This is a genomic window from Streptomyces aureus (assembly GCF_000725495.1).
Classification (GTDB): domain Bacteria; phylum Actinomycetota; class Actinomycetes; order Streptomycetales; family Streptomycetaceae; genus Streptomyces; species Streptomyces aureus_B.
Genome location: NZ_JNZD01000013.1, coordinates 84,336 through 106,594, shown reverse-complemented (window position 1 = coordinate 106,594; position 22,259 = coordinate 84,336). Strand labels below are relative to the sequence as shown.

Below are 22,259 nucleotides of genomic sequence, written 5' to 3'. Positions count from 1 at the left end.
GCCCGCCGGAAAATGAGAGGCGGGGGACGGGGGCGGCGCCCACACTTGGGGGCGGCGCACACCGCGCCCTCGCGCGCGTGACCTTCGCGCCCCTTCCGCCATCTCTCCCACCGTTCCCAGGAGTTCGCCTGTGCAGGCTGCCGTCACCGTCACTCCCTCCCGTGTCCCGGAGCTGCTGCTCGGCCTCGCCACCGTGCGGCCGGTCTTCCTCTGGGGTGCCCCCGGCATCGGAAAGTCCTCCCTGGTCAGGGAGTTCGCCGAATCGCTCGGGCTGGAGTGCGTGAGCCTGCTGGGTACGCAGCTCGCGCCCGAGGACCTCATCGGCGTGCCGCAGATCCGCGACGGCCGGTCCGTCTTCTGTCCGCCGCAGGCCATCGCCCGCGACGAGCCGTACTGTCTGTTCCTGGACGAACTGAACGCGGCCACCCCCGATGTGCAGAAGGCCTTCTACTCGCTGATCCTGGACCGCCGCATCGGCGACTACGAGCTGCCGAAGGGCTCCATCGTCATCGGCGCGGGCAACCGCGCCACGGACAACGCGCTGGCCCGTCCGATCGCCTCCGCGCTGGTCAACCGGCTCACCCACGTCCACCTGGAGGCCTCCCCGAAGGACTGGCTGGCCTGGGCCGCCGCCAACGACATCCACCCCTGGGTGCTCGACCACCTCACCGACCGCCCCGACCACCTGTGGTCCAAGCCGCCGAAGACGGAGGAGCCCTTCTCCACCCCGCGGTCCTGGCACATGCTCTCCGACGCGCTGGGCTCCTTCGGGCCCGCGATCGACGAGGAGACCCTGAAGGTCGTCGCCCACGGCACGCTGACGCCCGCGCACGCGGTCGCGTTCTGCGGCTACGTCAAGATCGTGCGCAGCCGTTTCGGCATCGACGCCATCCTCAAGGGCGACGCCGGCTGGCCCTCCCGCATGGAGGACCGCGACCTCCTCTACTACCTCGCCGAGTCCTTCCGCGGCCGGCTCGTCAAGGAACTCCCGGCCGGGCGCGACCACATCTCGGCGAACTCCCGCCGGACCGCGTACCGGGCGAAGTCCCTGCTCGTCCAGCTCGCCGAGATATCCGTCGAGGTCGCCCAGAGCGTCATCGCCTCCGACGCGGACGGCAACCCCGTCCTGCCGGCCTGGTTCCTGGTCGAGGCCGCCCGGGACATGCCGCGTCTGGTGGAGGCGCGCCGGTGAGCCGTTCCCGCAAGGCGAAGGCCAAGGCCAAGGACAAGCCGGATCCCGCCGCCGAGGCCTTCGCCGAGGGGATGCGGCTGGCCATGGCCAACCCGGCGCTGGACGCCGTCGGCTTCCGGGTCTGCCGGGAGGAGAACTGCCCCAGGGCTCCCCGGGACGGACTGGTGACCGTCGACTCCAACGGAACCCTGCACGTCAACCCGTTCCGCCGCGCCGAACCGGCCGCCTGGGCCTGGGCCGTTGCGCACGCCGTCATCCACCTGGGCTTCGGCCACGTCCCGGCCGCGGCCGGGACGCGCGAGCAGCCCGACCGGTACGACCTCGCCGCCCGCTGCGTGGTGGTCAACCGCTTCCTCCTCGGCTTCTCGCCGGGCCCGGGCCCCGAGCACCTCCCGGCCGCCTACCCCGACGGCGACGAGGACCGGCTCGCCGCCCTCTGGCGCCGTGACGGGATCCCGGCCCGGTACGAGCGCTGCGGCACCGCGGGCGCCGAACCGGACCAGGTCCTCGTCTCCTGGAACGCCTGGAACGGCGCCGCCCCGGCCGACTGGCAGGTGGCCTTCGCGCACGGGCTGACCCGCACCATGTCCGCCGCGATGGACGTGGCGGGCGGCAGACGCACGTCCATGGGCGAGAAGCCCGTCCCGCTCCGGCCCTGGGAGCGCGCACTGAGCTGGTTCGTGTCCTCCTATCCGCTGCTGGGCGGCCTCGCCGCGGGCATCACCCTCGTCGCCGACGCCGAACTCGCCCGCGCCCACGGCATCTCCGTCGCCGCCGTGGACACCGGGGCGGCCGAGATCTACATCAATCCGCTGTGCCGCTTCGACGACGAGGAATGGCGGTTCGTCCTCGCCCACGAGATGCTGCACGCCGCCCTGCGCCACGGCGACCGCTGCGGCACCCGGGACCCGTACCTCTTCAACGTCGCCGCCGACTACGTGATCAACGGCTGGCTGTGCGAGATGCAGGTCGGCAGGATGCCCGAGGGACTTCTGCACGACCCGGACCTGAAGGACCTCTCGGCCGAGGAGGTGTACGACCGGCTCGCGGGCGACCTGCGCCGCATGCGCCGCCTCGCGACCCTGCGCGGCAAGGGGGCCGGCGACATCCTCGGCGGACCGCTCGGCGCTCCCCGCGACTACGTCGACCTGGACGAGTTCTACCGCCGCGGCCTGGCCCGGGGCCTGGACCTGCACCAGCGGCACGAGCGCGGCTTCCTGCCCGGCGGTCTGGTCGAGGAGATCCGCGCGCTCAGCCACCCGCCGCTGCCCTGGGACGCCCGGCTCGCCCGCTGGTTCGACGAGTTCGTGCCCCGGCCCGAGCCGCTGCGGTCGTACGCGCGCCCCGCCCGCCGGCAGGCGTCCACCCCGGACATCCCGCGCGCGGGCCGCTGGTACCCGCCCGAGGAGGTCGCCCGCTGCACCTTCGGCGTCGTCCTCGACACCTCCGCCTCCATGGACCGCACCCTGCTCGGCAAGGCGCTGGGCGCCATCGCCTCGTACGCCGAGGCCCGCGACGTACCGGCCGCGCGCGTGGTGTTCTGCGACACCGCCCCGCACGACGCCGGCTATCTGCCCGTCGCGGAGATCGCAGGACGCGTACGGGTGCACGGGCGCGGCGGCACCGTGCTGCAGCCCGGCGTCGACCTGCTGCACCGCGCCGAGGACTTCCCGCCCGGCGCGCCCGTCCTGGTGATCACGGACGGATACTGCGACGTGCTGCGGGTGCGCCGTGAGCACGCCTATCTGGTGCCGTCCGGCGCGCGGCTCCCGTTCACCGCCCGCGGGCCCGTCTTCCGGGTGACCTGAGCCTCCCGCGGTCTCCCGCCCGGCCCGGACGGGCCCCGCGGCGACGAAATCCCGGACACGCACCGGCAGGTCGCCGCCCGAACCGCCGGGTGCACCGGCCCCGGGTGTGATCGGATGGAGTCACGGACCCCGGCAACGGGACCACACCCGAAAGGACTCACCGTGGCAACCACGCGCACCGCCCACACCGTGTGGGAAGGCAACCTGCTCGAGGGCAACGGCGTCGTCACCTTCGACTCCTCCGGCATCGGCCAGCAGCCGGTGACGTGGGCGTCGCGGGCCCAGGACGCCAACGGCAAGACCAGCCCCGAGGAGCTGATCGCGGCCGCCCACTCCAGCTGCTTCTCCATGGCCCTCTCGCACGCCCTCGCGGGTGCCGGGACACCGCCCACCAAGCTCGTCACGAACGCCGATGTGACGTTCCAGCCCGGCGAGGGCATCACCGGCATCCACCTCACGGTCGAGGGCACGGTGCCGGGTCTCGACGAGGACGGCTTCGCCGCGGCGGCCGAGGACGCCAAGAAGAACTGCCCGGTCAGCCAGGCCCTGACCGGAACGACGATCACCCTGTCGGCGAAGCTCGCCTGACGGCCGTCACCGGATGCCGCGTCCCCTCCGCGGGGGCGCGGCATCGTCGTGTCCGCCCCACGTGGCCGTCCGCGCCATTGACAAGCGAGAACACAGGTTTTGTGCTTGAGGGCGGGCAGAGCCGTGGGCGGAAGGGGACGGACATGGCACGTGCGGTCGGGATCGATCTCGGGACGACGAACTCGGTGGTGGCCGTCCTGGAGGGCGGTGAGGCGACCGTCGTCGCCAACGCCGAGGGAGCGCGCACCACGCCCTCGGTGGTGGCCTTCGCCAAGAACGGAGAGGTGCTGGTCGGCGAGGTCGCCAAACGGCAGGCCGTGACCAACGTGGAGCGCACCGCGCGGTCCGTGAAGCGGTACATGGGCGATGTGAACTGGCACTTCCCCGAGAAGGGCAGTGTCGACGGCACCCGCTACCGCGCCCAGGAACTCTCCGCCCGCGTGCTGCAGAAGCTGAAGCGGGACGCGGAGGCCTACCTCGGTCAGGACGTCACGGACGCCGTCATCACCGTCCCCGCCTACTTCGACGACGCGCAGCGCCAGGCCACCAAGGAGGCCGGCGAGATCGCGGGCCTGAAGGTCTTACGGATCATCAACGAGCCGACCGCCGCCGCCCTGGCCTACGGACTCGACCGCGGGGAGGAACAGACCGTCCTCGTCTTCGACCTGGGCGGCGGCACCTTCGACGTCTCGCTCCTGGAGATCGGCGACGGGGTCATCGAGGTCAAGGCCACCAACGGGGACACCCGGCTCGGCGGGGACGACTGGGACCAGCGGGTCGTCGAGCACCTCGCCCAGCGCTTCAAGGCCGCGCACGGCATCGACCTGGGCCGCGACAAGATGGCCCTGCAACGGCTGCGCGAGGGCGCGGAGAAGGCCAAGATCGAGCTCTCCTCGTCCACCGAGACCACCGTCAACCTGCCCTACATCACCGCCACCGCCCAGGGCCCCCTCCATCTCGACGAGAAGCTGACCCGGGCCCAGTTCCAGGAGCTGACCGCCGACCTGCTGGACCGCTGCAAGACCCCCTTCCACCAGGCCGTCAAGGACGCCGGGGTGAAGCTCTCGGCCGTCGACCACGTCATCCTGGTCGGCGGATCCACCCGGATGCCCGCCGTCTCCGACCTGGTCAGGGAACTCACCGGCAAGGACCCGCACAAGGGCGTCAACCCCGACGAGGTCGTGGCCCTCGGCGCCGGACTCCAGGCCGGAGTCATCCGGGGCGACGTGAAGGACGTGCTCCTGCTCGACGTCACCCCGCTGTCCCTCGGCATCGAGACCAAGGGCGGCATCATGACCACGCTCATCGAGCGCAACACCACGATCCCCACCCGGCGTTCGGAGATCTTCACCACGGCCGCCGACAACCAGCCCTCGGTCGGCATCCAGGTCTACCAGGGCGAGCGCGAGATCGCCGCGTACAACAAGAAGCTCGGAGTCTTCGACCTCACCGGACTGCCGCCCGCGCCCCGCGGGGTCCCGCAGATCGAGGTCGCCTTCGACATCGACGCCAACGGGATCACCCATGTCTCCGCGAAGGACCTGGCCACCGGGCGCGAGCAGAAGATGACCGTGACCGGCGGCTCCGCCCTGCCCAAGAACGACATCGACCGCATGGTGCGCGAGGCCGAGCAGTACGCCGAGGAGGACCGGCGCAACCGGGAGGCCGCCGAGACCCGCAACCAGGGCGAGCAACTCGTCTACCAGACCGAGAAGTTCGTCCGCGACAACGAGGACCGCATCCCCGCCGACACCAGGACCCGGGTCGCCGCGGCCGCCGCCGACCTGAAGCAGCTCCTGGAGGACTCCTCCACCGACACCGCCGCGCTGCGCGGCGCCATCGAGAAACTGGCCGGGGTCAGCCAGCAGATGGGGCAGGCCATGTACGCACAGGCCCAGCAGGGTTCCGGCCCCGAGGACCGGCCGCCCACCGAGGGGCCGGCCGGGCGGACGGCCGCGGAGGACGACGCCGTGGTGGACGCGGAGATCGTGGACGAGGAACGCGAGGGCGGCGACGGACGAGGGACCCCGGGCAGCGCTCAGTAGCGGTCGCGGCACTCCCGCAGGATGTCCTTCGTACGCTCGGCGGAGGCGGCGTGGGCGGACATGTGGTCCAGCACCTCCAGGTGCAGGGCCACCTCCTCCCGCGCGTCGAGATACAGCGCGCCGGTCACGTACTCGCTGTAGACGATGTCGGGCAGCTCCCGCTCGGCGAAGCGGAACAGCGCGAACGACGTGTACGTCCCCGGGTGCGGGCCGGACGCGTACTCGGCCACCTGCAGCGTGACATGGTCGAGCTCGACCCATTCCAGGAGCCGGTCCATCTGGTCGCGCATCACCTCGCCCCGGATGCTCACCGGACGCAGCAGCGCCGTCTCGTCCATGATCACCCAGAGGTGGGGAGGGTTCTCGCGGGTGAGCAGCGCCTGCCGCTTCATGCGCAGGGCCACGTGCCGGTCGATGGCGTCGGTACCCGTCTGGCCGACCGTCCCGGCCTCCAGCACGGCCCGGGCGTAGTCCTCCGTCTGCAGCAGCCCCGGCACGAAATGCGGCTCGTAGCTGCGGATCATCCGGGCCGCGCCCTCCAGGCTGACGTGCATGCTGAACCAGTCCGGCAGCACGTCGTGGTACCGCTGCCACCAGCCTGGCTCGTTCGCCTCCTCGGCCAGCGCGACGAAGGTCTCCGCCTCGCTCTCGGCGACCCCGTAGGTGGTCAGCAGGACCTGGACGTACGGGATCTTGAGGGCGACCTCGGCCGTCTCCATGCGTCGCACGGTCGCCGGCGCGACCCGCAGGACACGCGCCGCCTCTTCCCGTTTCAGGCCGGCGGCCTCGCGCAGCTCCTGGAGCCGTCGCCCCAGCACCACCTGCCCCACCGTGGGTGCCGGCCGCCGCTCACTCACGCCACGCCTCCCCACGCGCCGAAGTCTGCGTGCAGTGTGCCATGCCCGTGCGGAACCATCATCGATCGACCCCAACACATCTGCGTTCAGGGCGGTTTGGGGAACCGTACGCCCGCGCGCGGGTCCGTCGCACCAGCGCGCGTCCGGCCATCCGGCGCCGGTGACCGTCCGTCATGCTCCCATGCCGTGAAGGTATTTGGCCGTGGCCGGGTCGGCGGGGAGGAACGTCTCCACCGCCAGCTCGGCGACCGTCACGTCCATCGGGGTGTTGAACGTCGAGATGGACGACAGGAAGGACAGCACCCGGCCCTCGTGCTCGATCACCATCGGGAGCGCGAAGTGATGGACGGGACCGGACGGTTCACCGTCGGCGGTGTCCGTCTCCGCGTCCCGGTCCGGCATCGGGTACGCGGCCACCTCCTCGTACAGCGCGCGCAGCGGCTCCGAACGGCGGAGCGCGATCTGCCGGTCCATCTGGGCGAGCAGATGGTTCCGCCACGCCCGCAGATTGCGGATGCGCGGCGCGAGGCCCTCCGGGTGCAGGGTCAGCCGCATCGCGTTCAGCGGCGGCACGAGCAGCCGGTCCGGCACACCGTCCAGCAGCATCGTGATGCCCCGGTTCGCGACGAGGACGTCGTACGTGGCGTCGACCACCAGCGCCGGATACGGCTCGTAGCCCTGGATCAGCCGCTCCAGGCCCTCGCGCAGCGCGTCCATCGACGGGTCGTCGAGCGGGGTCTCGGGATAGTGGGGGGCGTAACCGGCCGCGAGAAGCAGCGCGTTGCGCTCCCGGACCGGGACGTCGAGGTGCTCGGCGAGCCGCAGCACCATCTCCTCACTGGGGCGCGAGCGGCCCGTCTCCACGAAACTGATGTGCCGCGCCGAGGAGTTCGCCCGCAGCGCCAGCTCCAGCTGGCTCACCCGCCGCTGCTCCCGCCAGCCGCGCAGCAACGGCCCGACACCGGTGCCCGCGGCGGCAGTTGGGACGGCGACGGGACCGGACGGGTCGATGCTCATGCGACGACCGTAGCCGAGGAAACGGGCGCACGCCCGCCCCACGATCACCGGTCCGCCGGTCCGCCGGTCCGCCGGTCCGCCGGTCCGCCGGTCCGTCGGCCGGCTTCCGCGCGCGGGCGGCCGGCCGCTTGTCGCCCGGGATGCGGTGCGGGCCCCTGCGGGAGGCCGCCGGGAGCCCGGCTGCCCCGGTCGCCACGAAGCGGCACGGGCCCGAGGCGACGGCCCGCTCCCGGGCGGAGGCGACGGCCCGCTCCCGGCTGGAGGCGGCGGCCGGCTCCCGGCAGAGCCAGTGGCCTGTCCCCGGCCGGCGCTCCCGGCTCCTCCCCGGCTGGGAGGCGTGAGTGGGTGGGGACGACACCGGTGGCGCATCCGGGGCGGTGTCCGGTGGCCCCTGGCCGGTGGCCGCCCGACCTGTGACGCCCGGCCGGTGGCCGCCCGACGTGCGACGCCCGGCCGGTGGCCGCCCGACGTGCGACGCCCGGCCGGGGCCGCCCGACGTGCGACGCCCGGCCGGGGCCGGCCGACCTGTGACGCCCGGCCGGTGCCCCCCGTCCGGGCGTCGCAGGTCGGGTTGCCCGACGTGTGTGCCCTGCCGGGGGATGCCGACTGTGGCACGCTGGGCGGGGGCTGCTCCGGTCGCCCTTCGCCGCCGGTCCGGCATCCCGTCCCGCGCGGACCCCCGCCCCGCCCGCCGTACGAAGGGATCACGTCCATGGCCGTCGAAGCGCTGGAGCCCGAGCAGATCGAGCAGCGGCTGGCGGAGCTGCCCGGCTGGTCGCTGGAAGGCGACCGGCTCGCCCGGAAGTACCGGCTCGGCACCCACTTCGCGGCGACCGCGATGGTCGTGCACATCGCCCAGGTGCAGGAGGAGCTCGACCACCACTCCGACCTCACCCTCGGCTACAACACGATCTCCCTCACCGTGAACACCCACAGCGTCGGCGGCGCCGTCACCACGCTCGACTTCGACCTCGCCCGCAGGGTGGAGGAGCTCGCGCCGGCCCACGGGGCGAGCTGACCCCCGTGCTGGACTACGACAAGGAGGCGGGCCGGTACGACGCGACCCGGGGCGGCGAGCCGAGGGCCGTCGCCGCTGCCGCCGCCGTCCTCGCGCTCGTCCCCGACGCCGCCCGTGACCTGCTCGACCTCGCCTGCGGCACCGGCATCGTGACGAGCAGGCTCGCCGCCGCGCGGCCGGGACTGCGGGTGACGGGAGCGGACGCGGCCCACGGCATGGCACGCCGGGCTGCCGAGCGCCTCCCCGGAGCCGTCGTCCGCGCCGACGCCCGCCGGCTCCCCTTCCCGGACCGCTCGTTCGACGCCGTGTGCGCCGTCTGGCTGCTCCATCTGCTCGACGACGCGCGCCCCGTCGTCGCCGAGGCCGTACGCGTCCTGCGCCCCGGCGGTGTGTTCGTCACCACCGTCGACAAGGCCGCGTCCCACCACGTCGGCAGCGACATCGACGCGCTGACCGCGCACTGCCGCGCCGAGCCCGCCGAGGACGGCTCCGAACGCCTCACGCGGTACGCCGCCGAGCACGGCCTGGTCCCGAGCGGCACGGCCCTCTTCCGCGGCCACGGCCAGGGCCGCACCCCGCGCCGCGTGGCCCAGTACATCCGCAGCGGGGACCTCTACGCGGCCGGCGGCCCCAGACTGGCCGAACGCGTCGAGACCCTGCCGGGACCTGATGTCCCGCGCCGTGAACCGGACTTCACCCTGCGGGCGTACCGGGCACCCGGCGCGTGAACTCCATCGTCCAGTTGGTCAGCCAGGTCTTCTCCCCGTCCACGGAGAACGCCTGCTCCCAGTGCGCCGTGGTCTCCGAGATCCCCGACCACACGAACCGCGCCCGTACGTCCTTCCCGGCGTAGGTGTCGTCGCCGAGGAACTCGCCGCGACCGTCCGCCCCGAAGCGGCCGAACACCGGCGGGAACAGCCGTCCGCTGCGGCTGGACGACCAGTTCAGCGACCACAGCCCGGTCTCCACGTCGAAGAGGCGCAGCGTCAGCCCCGTCCACCCCTGGCTCGGTACGTCGATCTCGTCGAGGTTCGCCGCGCCGCCGAACAGGCTCCGGCAGTGGCTGGCCGCCGGGAACTCCTCCCAGTCGCTCTGCGGGTCGAGGTAGTCCGTGCGACGGCGGTTGACGACGTCCCAGTCCCCAAGAAGGAAGGCGAAGTCGCGGGCGGCCGAAGTGTCGTGCGGGGCGTCGTTCATGTGCGGTCTCCTGTGGTGCCCTCGGGCAGCGCATCGGTCATGTAGGCGTCCAGGTCGGGTACTTCGGGGGCGAGCAGGTGCCGGACCCAGGCATCCCGCTCGTGCAGGATCGGCGGCAGCTCCCAGACGCAGCCGATCCACGGGAGTTGGGTGACGGTGAAGTGCGCCGGGTCCCGGTCGGGGCAGCCGAGGACCGGTTGCCCCGCGGCGGCGGCCCGGAAGTGCAGGACGTTGTCCCAGACCCAGCTGTACGCGCAGAGGTAGGTGCTGTCGTCGCCGCCGCGGTGCAGGACGACGAACGTGGCGGGCGGGGTGCCGTCCGGCTCGGGGAGCAGCCGCGGCAGCGTCGCGTACGCGGCCCGGACGATCTCCGGCTCGATGCCGGCCGGGTCCGCCGTCACGTGGTAGCGCTTGATCCGCCGTCCGGCCACCTCGATCGGCGGCGGCACGGTCAGGAACTTCTCCCTGAAGCCGGTGGGGGCCCGGGGCACCCCGGAGGGCGCCGGAGCGGGCGCCGCCACGGGGGCCGGGAAACGCGATGTGGAGCGGGTTGAAGCCATGACCGGACGTTAGAGCCGCTTCACTGACATCCTGTGTCAGTGAAGTCCAGCCGTCTCGTCTCCATCCTGCTGCTGCTCCAGACCCGCGGGAGACTCACCGCCGCCCAGCTCGCCGAGGAGCTCGAGGTCTCGGTCCGGACCGTGTACCGGGACGTCGAGGCGCTCGGCGCTGCGGGCGTGCCGCTGTACGGCGACGCGGGACACGCGGGCGGCTACCGACTGCTGGACGGCTACCGCACCCGCCTCACCGGCCTGACCGCCGGCGAGGCCGAGGCGCTGTTCCTCGCCGGTGTCCCCGGACCCGCCGCCGAACTCGGACTCGGTTCGACGCTCGCCGCGGCCCAGCTCAAGGTGCGGGCCGCCCTGCCGGGAGAACTGCGCGAGCACGCGGACCGGGTGAGCGGCCGCTTCCACCTGGACGCGCCGGGCTGGTACGCACGCGCCGAGGAGACCCCGTACCTGACCGCGGTCGCGGACGCCGTGTGGAACGGCCGGGTGCTCGACGTCCGCTACCGCCGCTGGCGCGAACCCACCGACGTGGAGCGCCGGCTGGAGCCGTACGGTCTCGTCCTGAAGGCGGGCCGCTGGTACGTCGTCGCCGGACCGGGACCGCGTACCTTCCGGGTGGACCAGATCCTCGGACTGACCGTCTCCGACGAGGAGTTCACCCGCCCCGGCGACTTCGATCTGGCCGCGTACTGGACCGCGTACCAGCGCGACTTCCACGAGCGGCTGCACCCGGGCGAGGCGGTCGTGCGGATCGCGCCCACCACCCTCGCGAACGCATTCGAGGGCCGTGCCGTGACGGTCGACGGCGCCCCGGACGGGGACGGTCTGGTCCGGGCCACCGTCCCCGTGGAGTCGCCGGCCCACGCCCATGACGAGTTCCTGCGGCTCGGGACGGCGGTCGAGGTCCTGGAACCGCCGGAGCTGCGGGCCCGTATCGCCGGGACCGTCGCCGAACTGGCCCGCAGGTACGCGTAGAGGCAGCGGGGGACCCTCCACGTTCGGGTGACACACGGCCGGGTGACACCCGGCCGATCCGCGGCCCGGGCCGACGCGCCGCCGCTAGCGTCCGGACCCCGACACCGCGTCACCCGGGGGGAACCATGCGCAGCTCCGCCACCGCCCTGCTCGCCACTGCCGGGCTCGCTCTCGCCGGCTGTTCCGGACTCGCGGGCGACAGCGGGCCCACCGCATGGACGCATCCCTCCGTGGCGGCCGCCGCACGGGCCCATCAGGCGTGCGTGGACGCCTGGGTCGGGGTCATGTCCGCGGACGACTACGACCGTGGGGAGAGCGCCGACTCCCGTCCCGGCGTCTGCGACCGGCTGCCGGACCAGCTGAAGATGTTCTCGGAGGCCGAGCTGCAGCGTGCCACGCGGGACCGCAGGTCCGTGGACGCGTGTGTCGCGGATCCCCATTGCGAGGCCTGGCCCCTGAGCTCACCCTGACGGGCACAGGGCGCCGGGGCCCGTTCCGCGGGGGCGTTGTCAGTGGCCCTCGCTACGCTGATTTCCATCAGGCATTCAACGACGAACAAGTCGGGGATGCTGCTGAAGCCCCGTCCCGGCGTGATGCACCGGGGCGGGGCTCGCTGCTGTCGGGCGTCGCCGCGCCCGTGTTCCGGGGACCGTCAGCTGTACGTCCAGCGCCATCCGCCGGACCGGTACGCGCAGGTGATCCGGGTGCCGCCCGCGGTGGTCGTGCTCGCGCCGTGGTCCACGTTGCGGCAGTACTGACCCGCCGAGTAGCAGTTCCCGGCGTTCGAGGTGATCGAGCAGGTGCCGACGGCGCTTCCGCCGCCCCCGCCGCTGCCACCGGAGCCGCTGTCGGAGGCGGCCCGCGCGGTGACCGTGACCTTCACCTTGACGGTCTTCGTCGCGGTCACCGTCGGCGCGGGCTTCGGCTTGGCGGTCGCCGTCGCCGTGGCGGTCGTCGTGACGGTGACCGTGGGGGCAGGCCGTACCTTCTCGGCGGCAGCCTTGGTGGTGTTGGCCTTCTGCGCGCCGTCGCCGCTGTCACTGCCGCCGGCGCCGACGCCGACGAGAAAAGCGAAGGCGATCGACGGCAGCACATAGCGCTTGCGGGCCCAACGGGGCCGGCTCGGCTGAGGCGCCGGCCCGGGCCCCGGCCCGAATCCCGGCGGTGGCTGGCTGTACGACATGGTCCCCCCAGGGATGGCTCGTTGTGGGGTGACGATATCGAGGCATGTGAAGGACATGTGAGTGAAAGATGAACAAGGTGACGGAGTTGTGATCAGCTCGGGGTCCCGCCCGCTGGGAGGCACGGGCCGGTGTCCGTCGGGCGACCCCCCGGCGGACACCGGCTCTGGTGCTGCGGCGCCGCTCAACTCACCGCACAGGTCCGATCCCCCAGCTTGAAGACCGTCGGTTTCGTGTTCGCCCCCGTCCAGCTTCCCGTGAAGCCGAAGGCGACCGTCGAGCCCGCCGCCACGTTCGCGTTCCAGCCGACGTTCCTGGCACTCACCGCCGAACCCGACTGGGTGTAGTCGGCGTTCCAGAGCTGCGTGACCTTCTGGCCGTCGGCGAAGGACCAGCCCAGGGTCCAGCCGGTCCAGGCGGCGGTGCCCGTGTTGGCCAGTGACACGTCGGCCTGGAAGCCGCCCTGCCACTGGTTGGTGATCCGGTACGTCACCGAGCAGGCCCCGCTCGGCGGAGGCGTCGGGTCCGTACCGCCGCCCCCGTCGCCGCCCCCGGTGTCCGAGGTGTCGCCGTAGACGATCCCGCGGCCGTTGGTCGCGACGTACACCCGTCCGTACACCCGCGGGTCCCCGGTGATGGCCCCGCCGGTCCAGCCCCACTGGTGGGCGTCGTCGTTGATACGGGTCCAGCTCGCGCCCTTGTCCGTCGACCGGAAGATCCCGCGGACCCCGCCGATCTTCGCGCTGGTGTAGAGCGTCTGGTACGAGGATCCGGTCGCCGCCTTGCCGAAGCCGATCGTGTCGGCCTGCTCGACGTTCGACAGCTTGGTGAAGGTCGCGCCCGAGTCCGTCGAGTGCCACAGCCCGTACGCGCCGTCGCTCGCCCCGCCCGCCAGCCACACATCGCCCTTCGTGCCGGGCAGCGCCTTGAAGCGGGCGCTGTCCCCGGCCGGCAGGTTCGCGGCCGCGGACGCCGTGAACGTCGCCCCGCCGTCCGAACTGACGTAGAACTTGCCCGACTTGAAGCCGTAGAAGGTCTTGGGGTCGACCCGGTCCGACTCGACGACCGCGCCGGCGGGGATGCCGCTCGACGCGGACCACGACGTCCCGAACCCGGTGGTGTACTGCACGCCGGTGCCCGCCGGGCTCCACACGAAGCGGCTGCCGTCCGAGGCGGCGGCGACCGTACCGCCGCCGGTGACGCCCGAAGGGTCGGTGCCCGCGAACCAGTTGGCGCCGTTGTCCGTCGAGAACCCGATGTGCGGACCGGAGTCGAGGTTTCCGACGCGCACCACCGTGTTCGGGTTCGACTCGGCGTAGTCGAGGCTGGTCGTGGTGGTGAGGTTCGGCGAGGTGTACATCATCGCGGGGACCTTGGTCAGATCCGTGTGCCGGAATCCGCCGATGTCACCGAGCGCGCTCAGCAGGGGAGCGCCCGACGGGGGAGAGGCGAGGTCGTTGACGGCCGTCTCCTCCAGGCCCTGGACCATGGGCTTGACGGTGAACTGCGTACCGCTGTCCCAGTTGGTGAGGTTCTCGGTGCCGTAGACCGTGGCGCCCGTCCCGTACATCATCCGGGCCGAGTCGAACGGGTCGATCTCCAGGCCCTCGGTCATCCAGCCGAGTTTGGGGGTCTGTTCGGGCGGCGACGGGTTCGCGCCGAAGGTCAGCCAGGGCACGGACGAGACGTCGATCGTGTAGCGGTTCGAACGGTTCGGGTAGGAGGTGTAGTCCCACGCCTTCGTCCAGGTGCCGCCGCTGTCGGTGGACCGGAAGATCTGGGTGTCCGGCCACCAGGAGCTGTAGGCCGTCGCCATCACGGTCCCCGGGTGCTGCCGGTCCACGGTCAGCCCGCTGAAGCCGTAGTAGGTGTCGGCCTCGGCAACCGGGCTGATGTCCGTCCAGGTACCGGTCTTCGTCGCGTACCGCCACAGCCGGCCCTTGCCGCCGTCGTACGGGCCGCCCTTGTCGCTGTAGGCGACGTACAGATAGCCGTTGACCGCGTCGAGGACGCCCTTGTGCGCGAGGTAGCCGGTCGGCTGCCCCGCGAGCCGGGACCAGGTGGTGCCTCCGTCCGTCGAGCGGTAGACCGCGTTGTCCTTGTCGGCCACCCCCACGTACACCGTCTGCGTGGCGCTTCCCCGGGTGCCGGTCGACTCGTCGAAGGTGACCCAGACGACGCCCTGGTTGTCGGAGGCGTAGCCGCTGGTGTCGGTGGCGTCCTGGACGTAGTTGCCCACGTCGGGGAACGCCGTGACCTGCGACCAGCTCGCCCCGGAGTCCGTGGAGCGCCACAGGCCCTTGCCGCTGGGCGCCCCGAGGTAGAGCACGCTGTTCTTGTTGGGGTCGACGGCCAGCCGCTCGCCCATGCCCCGTCCGGGCATGTTGCCGCCCAGCTTGAACGGCAGATCGGCCTTCTGCCAGCTCGCCCCGCGGTCCGAGGAGCGCAGGACGGCCCCGTTCGTCGGGTCCCAGCTGTTGGTGTACGTGCCGACGGCCGCGTACACCTTGTCCGGGTCGACGGAGTCGGAGGCGAGGCTGACGACCCCGGTGTGGCCCCACTCGTTCCAGCCGACCGAGTCCAGCAGCGGGGTCCAGCTCTTCGTCGCCTGGACCCAGCGGTAGGCGCCGCCGATGTCGGTGCGGGCGTAGGCGAGGTTCTTCTCGGAGCGGTTGAAGACGATGCCGGGCACGAAGCCGCCGCCGTCCACGCGCGCGTTCTTCCAGGTGTACGTGTCCGCCGCGACCGTCGCCTTCGGGGTGCTCGCGGCCAGCGCGGGCGGGGTGCCGGCCAGTAATCCGGCGGCGAGCGCGAGTACGGCCGTCAGGATGCGGGTTCTTCGCACGGTGGGGTCCTCTCCGAAGGGGGCGGGGGGAAAGAGGGGGAGCGGCGGAACGCCGGACGAACGTCGGGAAACGGCGGGAAAAGTGATGGCCGGGCGGTCCTCAGCGGGGTGAGGACCGCCCGGCCGGTGGTCCTGCCGTCAGGGACAGGACCGCGTACCCGGAGCCACAGCGGGGACTATTCGAGAAGCTCCGCGTACGAACCCATGGCGAGGGCGATGTCCGCCTGCGCCCAGAACCGGTGGTACGTGAAGGAGGGCGCGGCGCCGCCCGCCAGATACGCCTGGATCTTCGACCAGGCCGGGTCGTTCTTGTAGAAGGACCGCAACGAGGAGAAGGTCGAGGAGGAGTTGATCGCGTCGCCGTTCGGCATCGTGCCGGTCCAGCCGCTCGGCACGTACACGCTGTCGTTGAAGCGGTTGTAGTCGGCGCGGGTCTCCGGGACCGCGATGCCGAGGGCGTCCTGGTAGTTGTTCCACATGCCGTCCAGGAGCGCCTTGGCCGTCGTCTTCGCCTGGGTGTTGCCGGACTTGGCGGCGTAGTACGACAGCGTCTTGGCGTAGGCGGCGGCCACGCCCACGTCGTTCGTGTAGTCGGCGACGGTCACGTGGAGTCCGCTGTTGGAGCCGGGACTCGACGCGTTCCAGGTGTCCGGGGCGCCGGACCACTGGAGGGTGGAGGGGATCTGGTAGGTGCCGTCCGGGTTGATCGTGGTCTTGGACAGCGCCCACGCCACCCACTTGTCGAGGACCGCCTTGGCGCTCGCGTTCCCCGTCTGCTGGTAGTACTCGGCGACCCGCTCCATGGACCACGCCTGGAAGCCGAACCACTGGTTGGACGGCGGGTCGTGGTACACCGGCTGCTGGTCGTAGTACATGCCGTAGAAGGTCGGCGTGCCGGTGGGCGGCGTCGCGTAACGGCCCGCCCAGCTGTTGGTCGCGCCGCCCGCGATCGCGCCCTCGCTCGACTGGAGCCAGCGGTAGAACTCCAGCTGCCGGGTCAGCGAGGTGGACCAGTCCGACGCCCCGGTCGCCGACTTGGGCTTCAGATCGGCGTTGGTGCTGAGCGCGTACGCGGCCAGCGGGTTCTGGTAGCCGCCGTGGACGTGGCTGGAGCCGATGCGCCAGGCCCAGCCCGCCGAGGTGTCGGTCGCCCCGCCCCAGGCGTAGTACCAGGAGATGAGGTAGTCCGAGGCGTCCTTGCCGGTGCCCGCGGCACAGGTCGTCGGGCCGACACAGTTGCCGATCTTCTTGAAGTACTTGTCGTACATGGCGTAGCGCAGATAGTCGCCCATCTTCGCGGCCTTGCCGACGGTCGCCGACACGTCGGCGCTCTTGCCCTGGGCCTTGGCCCACACGTCGGCCCAGTACGCGGCCTGCACCGCACGCGCGTCGGCGTCCGGGGCGTCCGTGTACTTCCACTGCTTGGCGTACGAGGAGTCGCCGGTGAACAGGTCCAGGTACCCGTTCTTGCCGCCGTACTTGAAGGCGTCGCAGGTCGGCTGCGGCACCGTCTCCCACACCGACTCCTGCGCGCCGCGCTGGAAGGTGTTGATGTACGACGGACCGGTGGCGGTCGGACCCGCCTCGCACTTGCCGGGCTCGTTGCCGTAGCCGTAGGTGTTGTCCACGTCCTGCAGCCAGTGCATGCCGTAGACGTCGTCCGTGCCGTACGCGCTCTTCAGCTCGCCCGCGATCGGGTCCGAACCGACCGAGACCCCGGTGTCGAGCTTGGCCGGGTACTCGTTCGGGGTGTCCAGCTCGGGCGCGTAGGTGGCCGGCTTGGACGCGTTGTAGAAGGAGTTGGTCGGCTGGTCGGCGTGGGTGGGGATCATGTACGTCTCCATGGTCGACCACGCGGCGTTGAACTTCGACCAGTCGCCGGTGACCTTCCCGTACATCGCCTGGAGCCAGATCAGATAGCTGTACGCCTCGGACGTGGTCTCGTGGCCCTGGTCCGGCGCCTCGACGATCAGCGTCTCCACCGAGTGGTACGGGATGCCCTCGGGGGAGAAGTAGCCGTTCGCCGGGTTGGTGATCTTGCCGTAGAGGTCCAGGAAGCGCGCGTCGTACGCCTTGGTCGCCGCCAGCTCCGTCACGGTGACCGTCGCCTTGGCCTGACCGGTCGCCGAGGCCGTGAAGGTCGCGGAGCCGGTGCCCGAGGCATCGGCGGTGATCGTCACCGTCTGCGCGGTGTTCCAGTTCGACGGAGTGAAGGTCAGACTCGACCCGCCGGTCACGGACAGCCCGGTGTTGCCGTCCGTACGGGCCACCGCCACCGTCACATTGGTGCTCGGCTGGGTCGAGAGCTTGACCGTGAAGGTCCCCGACTTGCTCTGCTGGACGCCGAGTTGGGTCGGGGAGGCGACGATCGCCGGCCCGGCGGCGACCGTGATGCCGACGGGGGTGGAGGCCGCCGACGCGCCGAGACTGTCGTAGGCCTTCGCGACGATGGAGTGGGCGCCGACGGAGAGGCCCGACGCCGACAGCGTGTACGGGGAGCTGGTGTCGGTGCCGAGCAGGGTCGTGTCGTCGTAGAACTCGACCTTGGAGACGGTCGCCCCGTCGGCCGCCGCCGCGGTCGCGGCCAGCGGGACGGCGTCGCCCTGGGTGTAGACGGCGCCCGCCGCCGGGCTGGTCAGCACCGTGATCGGCGGCTGGTGCGCGCCGGTGCAGGCGGTGCCGTTGACGGCGTAGGACGCGGGGGCGGTGTTGGTGCCGCTGTAGGTGAACTGCGCGCCGGTGGTGACGGCGGTGCCGGCGGCGATCGTCCCGTTCCAGGCGGCGTTGTTCACCGTGACGTTCTTGCCGGACTGCGACCAGGTGCCGTTCCAGCCGTTGGTGAGCGTCTGGTTGCCGGTGTAGGCGTACGTCAGGGTCCAGCCGTTGATGGCGTCGGTGCCCCGGTTGGTGATGGTCAGATCCGCCGTGAAGCCGGAGCCCCAGTCGTTGGTCTTGTAGTCGACACTGCATTGGACCGTGGCCGCGTGTGCGGGAGTCGTACCGGTCGCCAGAGTCGTGAGCGGGAGGGCCAGGGCCGCCACTACGGCGGTCCACAGGCGCCGTGACCTGCTGCGACGTCTCCATCGAGGGCTGGGATCCATGGTGCTGGTTCCTCCTTGCGGCTCGGAGATTGGGGGGAGGAGCAACAAGCCTTGAACCAGTGGGAGCGCTCCCATATTGGAGAGAGGGGTGTGGGCGGTCAAGGTGCTTGAAGAGTCGAAATGATTCGACAGATCAACTGCGTGACTCCTCTGGGCAACGCGGGCACTTGGCGCTAGCTTCATCCGCACCAGTGGGAGCGGTTCCATCAGTCGACGCGTCCGTCACGGCGCGGCAGAGCTGCAAGGAGTCGCTTCATGCGTCACCCCCCGCGTTTGTCTCTCTTGGTGATCGGCGCCGCCGTCGCCCTCGTGGGCACGGCCGTCGCGCCGGTCGTCACGGCCTCGGGAGCAACTCCCGCGTGCACGGTGGAGTACTCGGTCACCGGCCAGTGGGACACCGGCTTCCAGGGCTCGGTGAAGATCACCAACAACATGGCCGCGCTGAGCGGTTGGAGCCTCGGCTTCGACTTCCCGAGCGGGCAGAAGGTCACCCAGGGCTGGAACGCCAAGTGGTCCCAGTCCGGTACGACGGTCACCGCCGCGAACGAGAGCTGGAACGGCTCGCTCGCGAGCGGCGCGAGTGTCAGCGCCGGGTTCCTCGCCTCCTGGTCGGGCGGCAACGCGCTGCCGACGGCTTTCAAGCTCAACGGCACCACCTGCAACGTGGACACCCAGCCGACGCCCACCCCCACCCCCACCGATCCGCCGCCGTCCGGCGGCGAGGCGCCGAAACTGCACGTCTCGGGCAACAAACTGGTCGACTCCGCGGGAGCCACCCGCAGGATGCTCGGCGTCAACCGCTCCGGCGGCGAGTTCATGTGCGTCCAGGGCTACGGCTTCTTCGACGGTCCCGTCGACGACGCCTCGGTCAAGGCGATCGCCGACTGGAAGGCCAACACCGTCCGCATCCCGCTCAACGAGGAGTGCTGGCTGGGGCTTTCCAACGTCAAACCGGAGTACGCCGGCGCCAACTACATCGCCGCGGTCAAGGACCTGGTGGCCAAGGTCGAGGCGCACGGCATGACGCCGATCGTCGAACTGCACTGGACCTACGGCCAGTACACCGGCAACTCGGCGGGCTGCTCCGACGTGCACGCCACCTGCCAGAAGCCGATGCCTGACGCGCAGTACACGCCATCCTTCTGGTCCTCCGTCGCGAGCACCTTCAAGGACGACCAGGCGGTCGCCTTCGACCTGTTCAACGAGCCCTACCCGGACCGCGCGACCTCCACGACCGCCCAGGCGTGGACCTGCTGGCGCGACGGAGGCACCTGCCCCGGCATCTCCTACCAGGTCGCCGGCATGCAGTCCCTGGTCGACGCGGTGCGCGCCACCGGCGCCAAGAACGTGATCATGGCCGGCGGGCTCGCGTACTCGAACGACCTGAGCCAGTGGCTGACGTACAAACCCAGTGACCCCACCGGCAATCTCGTCGCCGCGTACCACGTCTACAACTTCAACACCTGCGCGAGCGAGAGCTGCTGGAACTCGACCCTGGCCCCCGTCGCCGCCCAGGTCCCGCTGGTCGCCGGGGAGATCGGGGAGAACACCTGCTCCCACTCCTTCGTCGACACCGTCATGAAGTGGTTCGACGACCGGGGGCTCTCGTACCTCGGCTGGACCTGGAACACCTGGGACTGCTCCTCGGGCCCGTCTCTGATCTCGAACTACGACGGAACCCCGACCTCCTACGGCATCGGGCTGCGCGACCACCTGCGCGCCCTCAACGGATAAGGAACCCCGACATGAGCCGCGCAAGAACAGTGATCAGCGGGGCAGACCGCAAGATCCAGAACGCCTACCCGGCCCTGTGACCGGGTGACCGCGCGCGGTCCGCCGGGGTCCTCATCCCTTCCCCGGCCCCGGCGGACCGCGAACCACCGCCCGCGCGCGCCCTGTGTCCGCCATGGGCCCGTCCGGGTTTCCGGCGGCGCCCCATTTTGCCGTTCGAGCAACACGACTGGCCGATTCCGGGAGAGGCGGCGCACGCTGTCCTCATCCCGAGAGAGAGGCTTGTCCCATGGCACAGGACCACGACCACGAGCACTGCGGCGGCCACGGCACGGCACCGGCACCCGCGCAGGGCGGGGCGCACGACCACGGCCACCGGCACGGCGCCGCCCAGGGCCACGGGCACGGCGATCCGCACGGCGACACCCACATGGACTTCTCCCAGATGCTGCCCCTGCTGATCCAGGAGGCGGAGCTGTTCACCCCGGCCTACGTCCAGGCTGCCGAGTGGCTGCGGGAGCTGCGGGCCGATCCGGGGCTGATCGTGGACGCGGGCAGCGGCCCGGGCGTGATCTCCGGTCTGTTCGCCAAGACGTTCCCCGCCGCCCGGATCGTCGCCGTGGACGGCGCCGAGGCGCTGCTCACGGAGGCCCGGGCCCGTGCCGGGCGACTCGGCTTCGCCGACCGCTTCAGCACCGTCGAGGCCGAACTCTCGGGCGGTGTCGGCGACCTGGAGTACCCGGCGGACCTGCTGTGGGCGAGCCGGTCGCTGCACCACGTCGGCGACCAGCGGGCCGCGCTCACCGGTTTCGTCCGGAGCCTCGCCCCCGGCGGCACCCTCGCCCTGCTGGAGGGCGGCCTGCCCACGCGTTTCCTCCCGCGCGACACCGGCATCGGCCGGCCCGGTCTGGAGGCCCGCATCGACGCCGTGCACGACGAGTGGTTCACCCGGATGCGGACCGAGCTGCCGGGATCGGTGGCCGAGACCGAGGACTGGCCCGCCCTGCTCACCTCCGTCGGGCTGCGCCACACGGCGACCCGCACCTTCCTGCTCGACCTGCCCGCACCGGTCTCGGACGAGGCCCGCGCCTTCGTCGTCAGCCAGCTGACCCGCAGGCGGGAGGGGCTCGCCGAAGGGCTGACCGCCGAGGACGTCGCCACGCTCGACCGGCTCCTCGACCCGGACGACAAGGCGAGCGTGCACCACCGCCCGGACGTGTTCGTCCTGACCGCGATGACGGTGTACGTCGGGGTGAAGCCCGAGTAGTCCAAAGGCCGCCGCCCGCCCGGTGCGCGGGGCTCACCGGCCTTGACATCGAGTGTGCTCCAAGTGATGAACTCCCGGAGTTCGACGGACAGTTGGCCCGTGCGGGCCGGACACTCCTGGGGGTTCACCATGACCGATTCTCCTGTCGCGCTGATCACCGGCGGCGGAAGCGGCATCGGAGCCGCGGTCGCCCGCCGGCTGCTCGACGCAGGGCAGCGGGTGGCCGTCACGGGTCGCGGTGAGGAGCGTCTCGACGCGTTCGCCGAGGAACTGGGGCGCCCCGAGGGGCTGTTGACGATCGTCGGGCACGCGGCGGAGTACGACCAGGTGAGCGCCGCGGTCGAGACGACGCTCAAGAGCTTCGGGCGGATCGACACCGTCCTCGCCAACGCCGGTTTCGCCACCCACGACACGGTGGCGGACGGGGACCCGGCCGGCTGGTCCGAGATGGTGCTGACCAATGTCCTGGGTCCCGCGCTGCTCGTCCGCGCTTCCATCGACGCGCTGAAGGAGTCGCGCGGCCGTATCGTCCTGATCGGCAGCGTCGCCGGGCACGTGAACACGCCCGGCAACCTCTACGGGGCGACGAAGTGGGCGGTGACCGGGCTCGCCGAGAACACCCGGCGCCAGGTCACCGAGTTCGGCGTGGGCGTGACCCTGGTGTCGCCCGGCCGGGTGGAGACCCCGTTCTGGGACAGCTACGGCAGCCTCCCGCCGGGGCACCTCCTGACGGCGGACCAGATCGCCGACTCGGTCGTCTGGGCGATCGGGCAGCCGAAGGGCGTCGACGTGAACACGGTCGTCGTCCGCCCGATCGGCCAGCCCGTCTGACCCCGCTCCGGGGTGGGGCTCCGGGGAGGACGGACGC

General features: G+C 71.6%; 18 protein-coding genes. 11 read left to right on the top strand and 7 right to left on the bottom strand.

Going from position 1 to position 22,259, the window contains the following annotated elements; translation table 11 throughout:
* Positions 1–130 precede the first annotated feature (130 nt).
* From IO36_RS18985 to dnaK, 4 genes are all read left to right on the top strand, one after another.
* A complete protein-coding gene (locus IO36_RS18985; RefSeq protein WP_037621417.1) occupies positions 131–1,192 on the top strand; it encodes an ATP-binding protein in 1,062 nt (353 codons plus the stop codon).
* Positions 1,193–1,263: 71 nt separating this feature from the next.
* A complete protein-coding gene (locus tag IO36_RS18980) occupies positions 1,264–3,000 on the top strand; it encodes a vWA domain-containing protein (protein WP_107065762.1) in 1,737 nt (578 codons plus the stop codon).
* 162 nt (positions 3,001–3,162) lie between these two features.
* A complete protein-coding gene (locus tag IO36_RS18975) occupies positions 3,163–3,588 on the top strand; it encodes an OsmC family protein (RefSeq protein WP_037621412.1) in 426 nt (141 codons plus the stop codon).
* Positions 3,589–3,731: 143 nt separating this feature from the next.
* Entirely contained in the window at positions 3,732–5,633 is a 1,902-nt protein-coding gene (dnaK, locus tag IO36_RS18970; protein ID WP_037621410.1) for a molecular chaperone DnaK, read from the top strand.
* Here dnaK and IO36_RS18965 read toward each other — a convergent pair.
* Together IO36_RS18965 and IO36_RS18960 are read right to left on the bottom strand one after the other, a co-directional pair.
* The gene (locus IO36_RS18965) at positions 5,627–6,490 is read right to left on the bottom strand and encodes a helix-turn-helix domain-containing protein (protein ID WP_037621409.1); all 864 of its coding nucleotides are present in this window, start codon (positions 6,488–6,490) and stop codon (positions 5,627–5,629) included. The two genes, dnaK and IO36_RS18965, sit on opposite strands and share 7 nt — an antisense overlap.
* Positions 6,491–6,661: 171 nt before the next feature.
* Entirely contained in the window at positions 6,662–7,507 is an 846-nt protein-coding gene (locus IO36_RS18960) for a helix-turn-helix domain-containing protein (RefSeq protein WP_037621407.1), read from the bottom strand.
* 712 nt (positions 7,508–8,219) lie between these two features.
* On the opposite strand from IO36_RS18960, the gene IO36_RS18950 reads away from it, so the two are divergent.
* Entirely contained in the window at positions 8,220–8,525 is a 306-nt protein-coding gene (locus IO36_RS18950; RefSeq protein ID WP_037621402.1) for a 4a-hydroxytetrahydrobiopterin dehydratase, read from the top strand.
* Between the two features lie 5 nt (positions 8,526–8,530).
* The gene (locus tag IO36_RS18945; RefSeq protein WP_037621400.1) at positions 8,531–9,253 is read left to right on the top strand and encodes a class I SAM-dependent methyltransferase; all 723 of its coding nucleotides are present in this window, start codon (positions 8,531–8,533) and stop codon (positions 9,251–9,253) included.
* Here IO36_RS18945 and IO36_RS18940 read toward each other — a convergent pair.
* Together IO36_RS18940 and IO36_RS18935 are read right to left on the bottom strand one after the other, a co-directional pair.
* On the bottom strand, positions 9,219–9,722 hold the full coding sequence (locus IO36_RS18940) for a hypothetical protein (protein WP_037621398.1): 504 nt from the start codon (positions 9,720–9,722) through the stop codon (positions 9,219–9,221). The two genes, IO36_RS18945 and IO36_RS18940, sit on opposite strands and share 35 nt — an antisense overlap.
* The gene (locus tag IO36_RS18935; protein WP_245173340.1) at positions 9,719–10,282 is read right to left on the bottom strand and encodes a hypothetical protein; all 564 of its coding nucleotides are present in this window, start codon (positions 10,280–10,282) and stop codon (positions 9,719–9,721) included. Before IO36_RS18935 ends, IO36_RS18940 begins: the two co-directional genes overlap by 4 nt.
* A 39-nt stretch (positions 10,283–10,321) precedes the next feature.
* Here IO36_RS18935 and IO36_RS18930 point away from each other — a divergent pair, with 39 nt between their 5' ends.
* Complete coding sequence (locus IO36_RS18930) at positions 10,322–11,266, top strand: helix-turn-helix transcriptional regulator (protein WP_037621394.1); 945 nt, start codon at positions 10,322–10,324, stop codon at positions 11,264–11,266.
* A gap of 125 nt (positions 11,267–11,391) precedes the next feature.
* The gene (locus IO36_RS18925) at positions 11,392–11,736 is read left to right on the top strand and encodes a hypothetical protein (protein ID WP_037621391.1); all 345 of its coding nucleotides are present in this window, start codon (positions 11,392–11,394) and stop codon (positions 11,734–11,736) included.
* A gap of 182 nt (positions 11,737–11,918) precedes the next feature.
* Here IO36_RS18925 and IO36_RS18920 read toward each other — a convergent pair whose 3' ends face one another.
* From IO36_RS18920 to IO36_RS18910, 3 genes are all read right to left on the bottom strand, one after another.
* The gene (locus tag IO36_RS18920) at positions 11,919–12,449 is read right to left on the bottom strand and encodes a hypothetical protein (protein ID WP_037621389.1); all 531 of its coding nucleotides are present in this window, start codon (positions 12,447–12,449) and stop codon (positions 11,919–11,921) included.
* 182 nt (positions 12,450–12,631) lie between these two features.
* Positions 12,632–15,292 (bottom strand): cellulose binding domain-containing protein, encoded by a 2,661-nt coding sequence (locus IO36_RS18915; protein WP_037621387.1) that lies wholly within the window; start codon positions 15,290–15,292, stop codon positions 12,632–12,634.
* A gap of 176 nt (positions 15,293–15,468) precedes the next feature.
* Positions 15,469–18,393, bottom strand: coding sequence for a glycoside hydrolase family 48 protein (locus IO36_RS18910; protein ID WP_037621384.1), 2,925 nt, complete (start codon positions 18,391–18,393; stop codon positions 15,469–15,471).
* Between the two features lie 255 nt (positions 18,394–18,648).
* Between IO36_RS18910 and IO36_RS18905 the strand changes: the two genes are divergently transcribed.
* From IO36_RS18905 to IO36_RS18895, 3 genes are all read left to right on the top strand, one after another.
* Positions 18,649–20,127 carry a cellulase family glycosylhydrolase gene (locus IO36_RS18905; RefSeq protein WP_078943295.1) on the top strand — a complete coding sequence of 493 codons (1,479 nt, stop codon included), beginning with the start codon at positions 18,649–18,651 and terminating at the stop codon, positions 20,125–20,127.
* Between the two features lie 286 nt (positions 20,128–20,413).
* Positions 20,414–21,391 (top strand): class I SAM-dependent methyltransferase, encoded by a 978-nt coding sequence (locus IO36_RS18900; protein WP_063764882.1) that lies wholly within the window; start codon positions 20,414–20,416, stop codon positions 21,389–21,391.
* Positions 21,392–21,520: 129 nt separating this feature from the next.
* Positions 21,521–22,222, top strand: coding sequence for an SDR family oxidoreductase (locus IO36_RS18895; RefSeq protein WP_037621907.1), 702 nt, complete (start codon positions 21,521–21,523; stop codon positions 22,220–22,222).
* Positions 22,223–22,259: the final 37 nt, after the last annotated feature.

Bases quoted from the DNA above. Each gene is read 5' to 3' on its own strand.
- IO36_RS18980 (WP_107065762.1), top strand. From the start codon at position 1,264: ATGCGGCTGGCCATGGCCAACCCGGCGCTGGACGCCGTCGGCTTCCGG.
- dnaK (WP_037621410.1), top strand. From the start codon at position 3,732: ATGGCACGTGCGGTCGGGATCGATCTCGGGACGACGAACTCGGTGGTG.
- IO36_RS18960 (WP_037621407.1), bottom strand. From the start codon at position 7,507: ATGAGCATCGACCCGTCCGGTCCCGTCGCCGTCCCAACTGCCGCCGCG.
- IO36_RS18950 (WP_037621402.1), top strand. From the start codon at position 8,220: ATGGCCGTCGAAGCGCTGGAGCCCGAGCAGATCGAGCAGCGGCTGGCG.
- IO36_RS18940 (WP_037621398.1), bottom strand. From the start codon at position 9,722: ATGAACGACGCCCCGCACGACACTTCGGCCGCCCGCGACTTCGCCTTC.
- IO36_RS18935 (WP_245173340.1), bottom strand. From the start codon at position 10,282: ATGGCTTCAACCCGCTCCACATCGCGTTTCCCGGCCCCCGTGGCGGCG.
- IO36_RS18925 (WP_037621391.1), top strand. From the start codon at position 11,392: ATGCGCAGCTCCGCCACCGCCCTGCTCGCCACTGCCGGGCTCGCTCTC.
- IO36_RS18920 (WP_037621389.1), bottom strand. From the start codon at position 12,449: ATGTCGTACAGCCAGCCACCGCCGGGATTCGGGCCGGGGCCCGGGCCG.
- IO36_RS18910 (WP_037621384.1), bottom strand. From the start codon at position 18,393: ATGGATCCCAGCCCTCGATGGAGACGTCGCAGCAGGTCACGGCGCCTG.
- IO36_RS18905 (WP_078943295.1), top strand. From the start codon at position 18,649: ATGCGTCACCCCCCGCGTTTGTCTCTCTTGGTGATCGGCGCCGCCGTC.
- IO36_RS18900 (WP_063764882.1), top strand. From the start codon at position 20,414: ATGGCACAGGACCACGACCACGAGCACTGCGGCGGCCACGGCACGGCA.
- IO36_RS18895 (WP_037621907.1), top strand. From the start codon at position 21,521: ATGACCGATTCTCCTGTCGCGCTGATCACCGGCGGCGGAAGCGGCATC.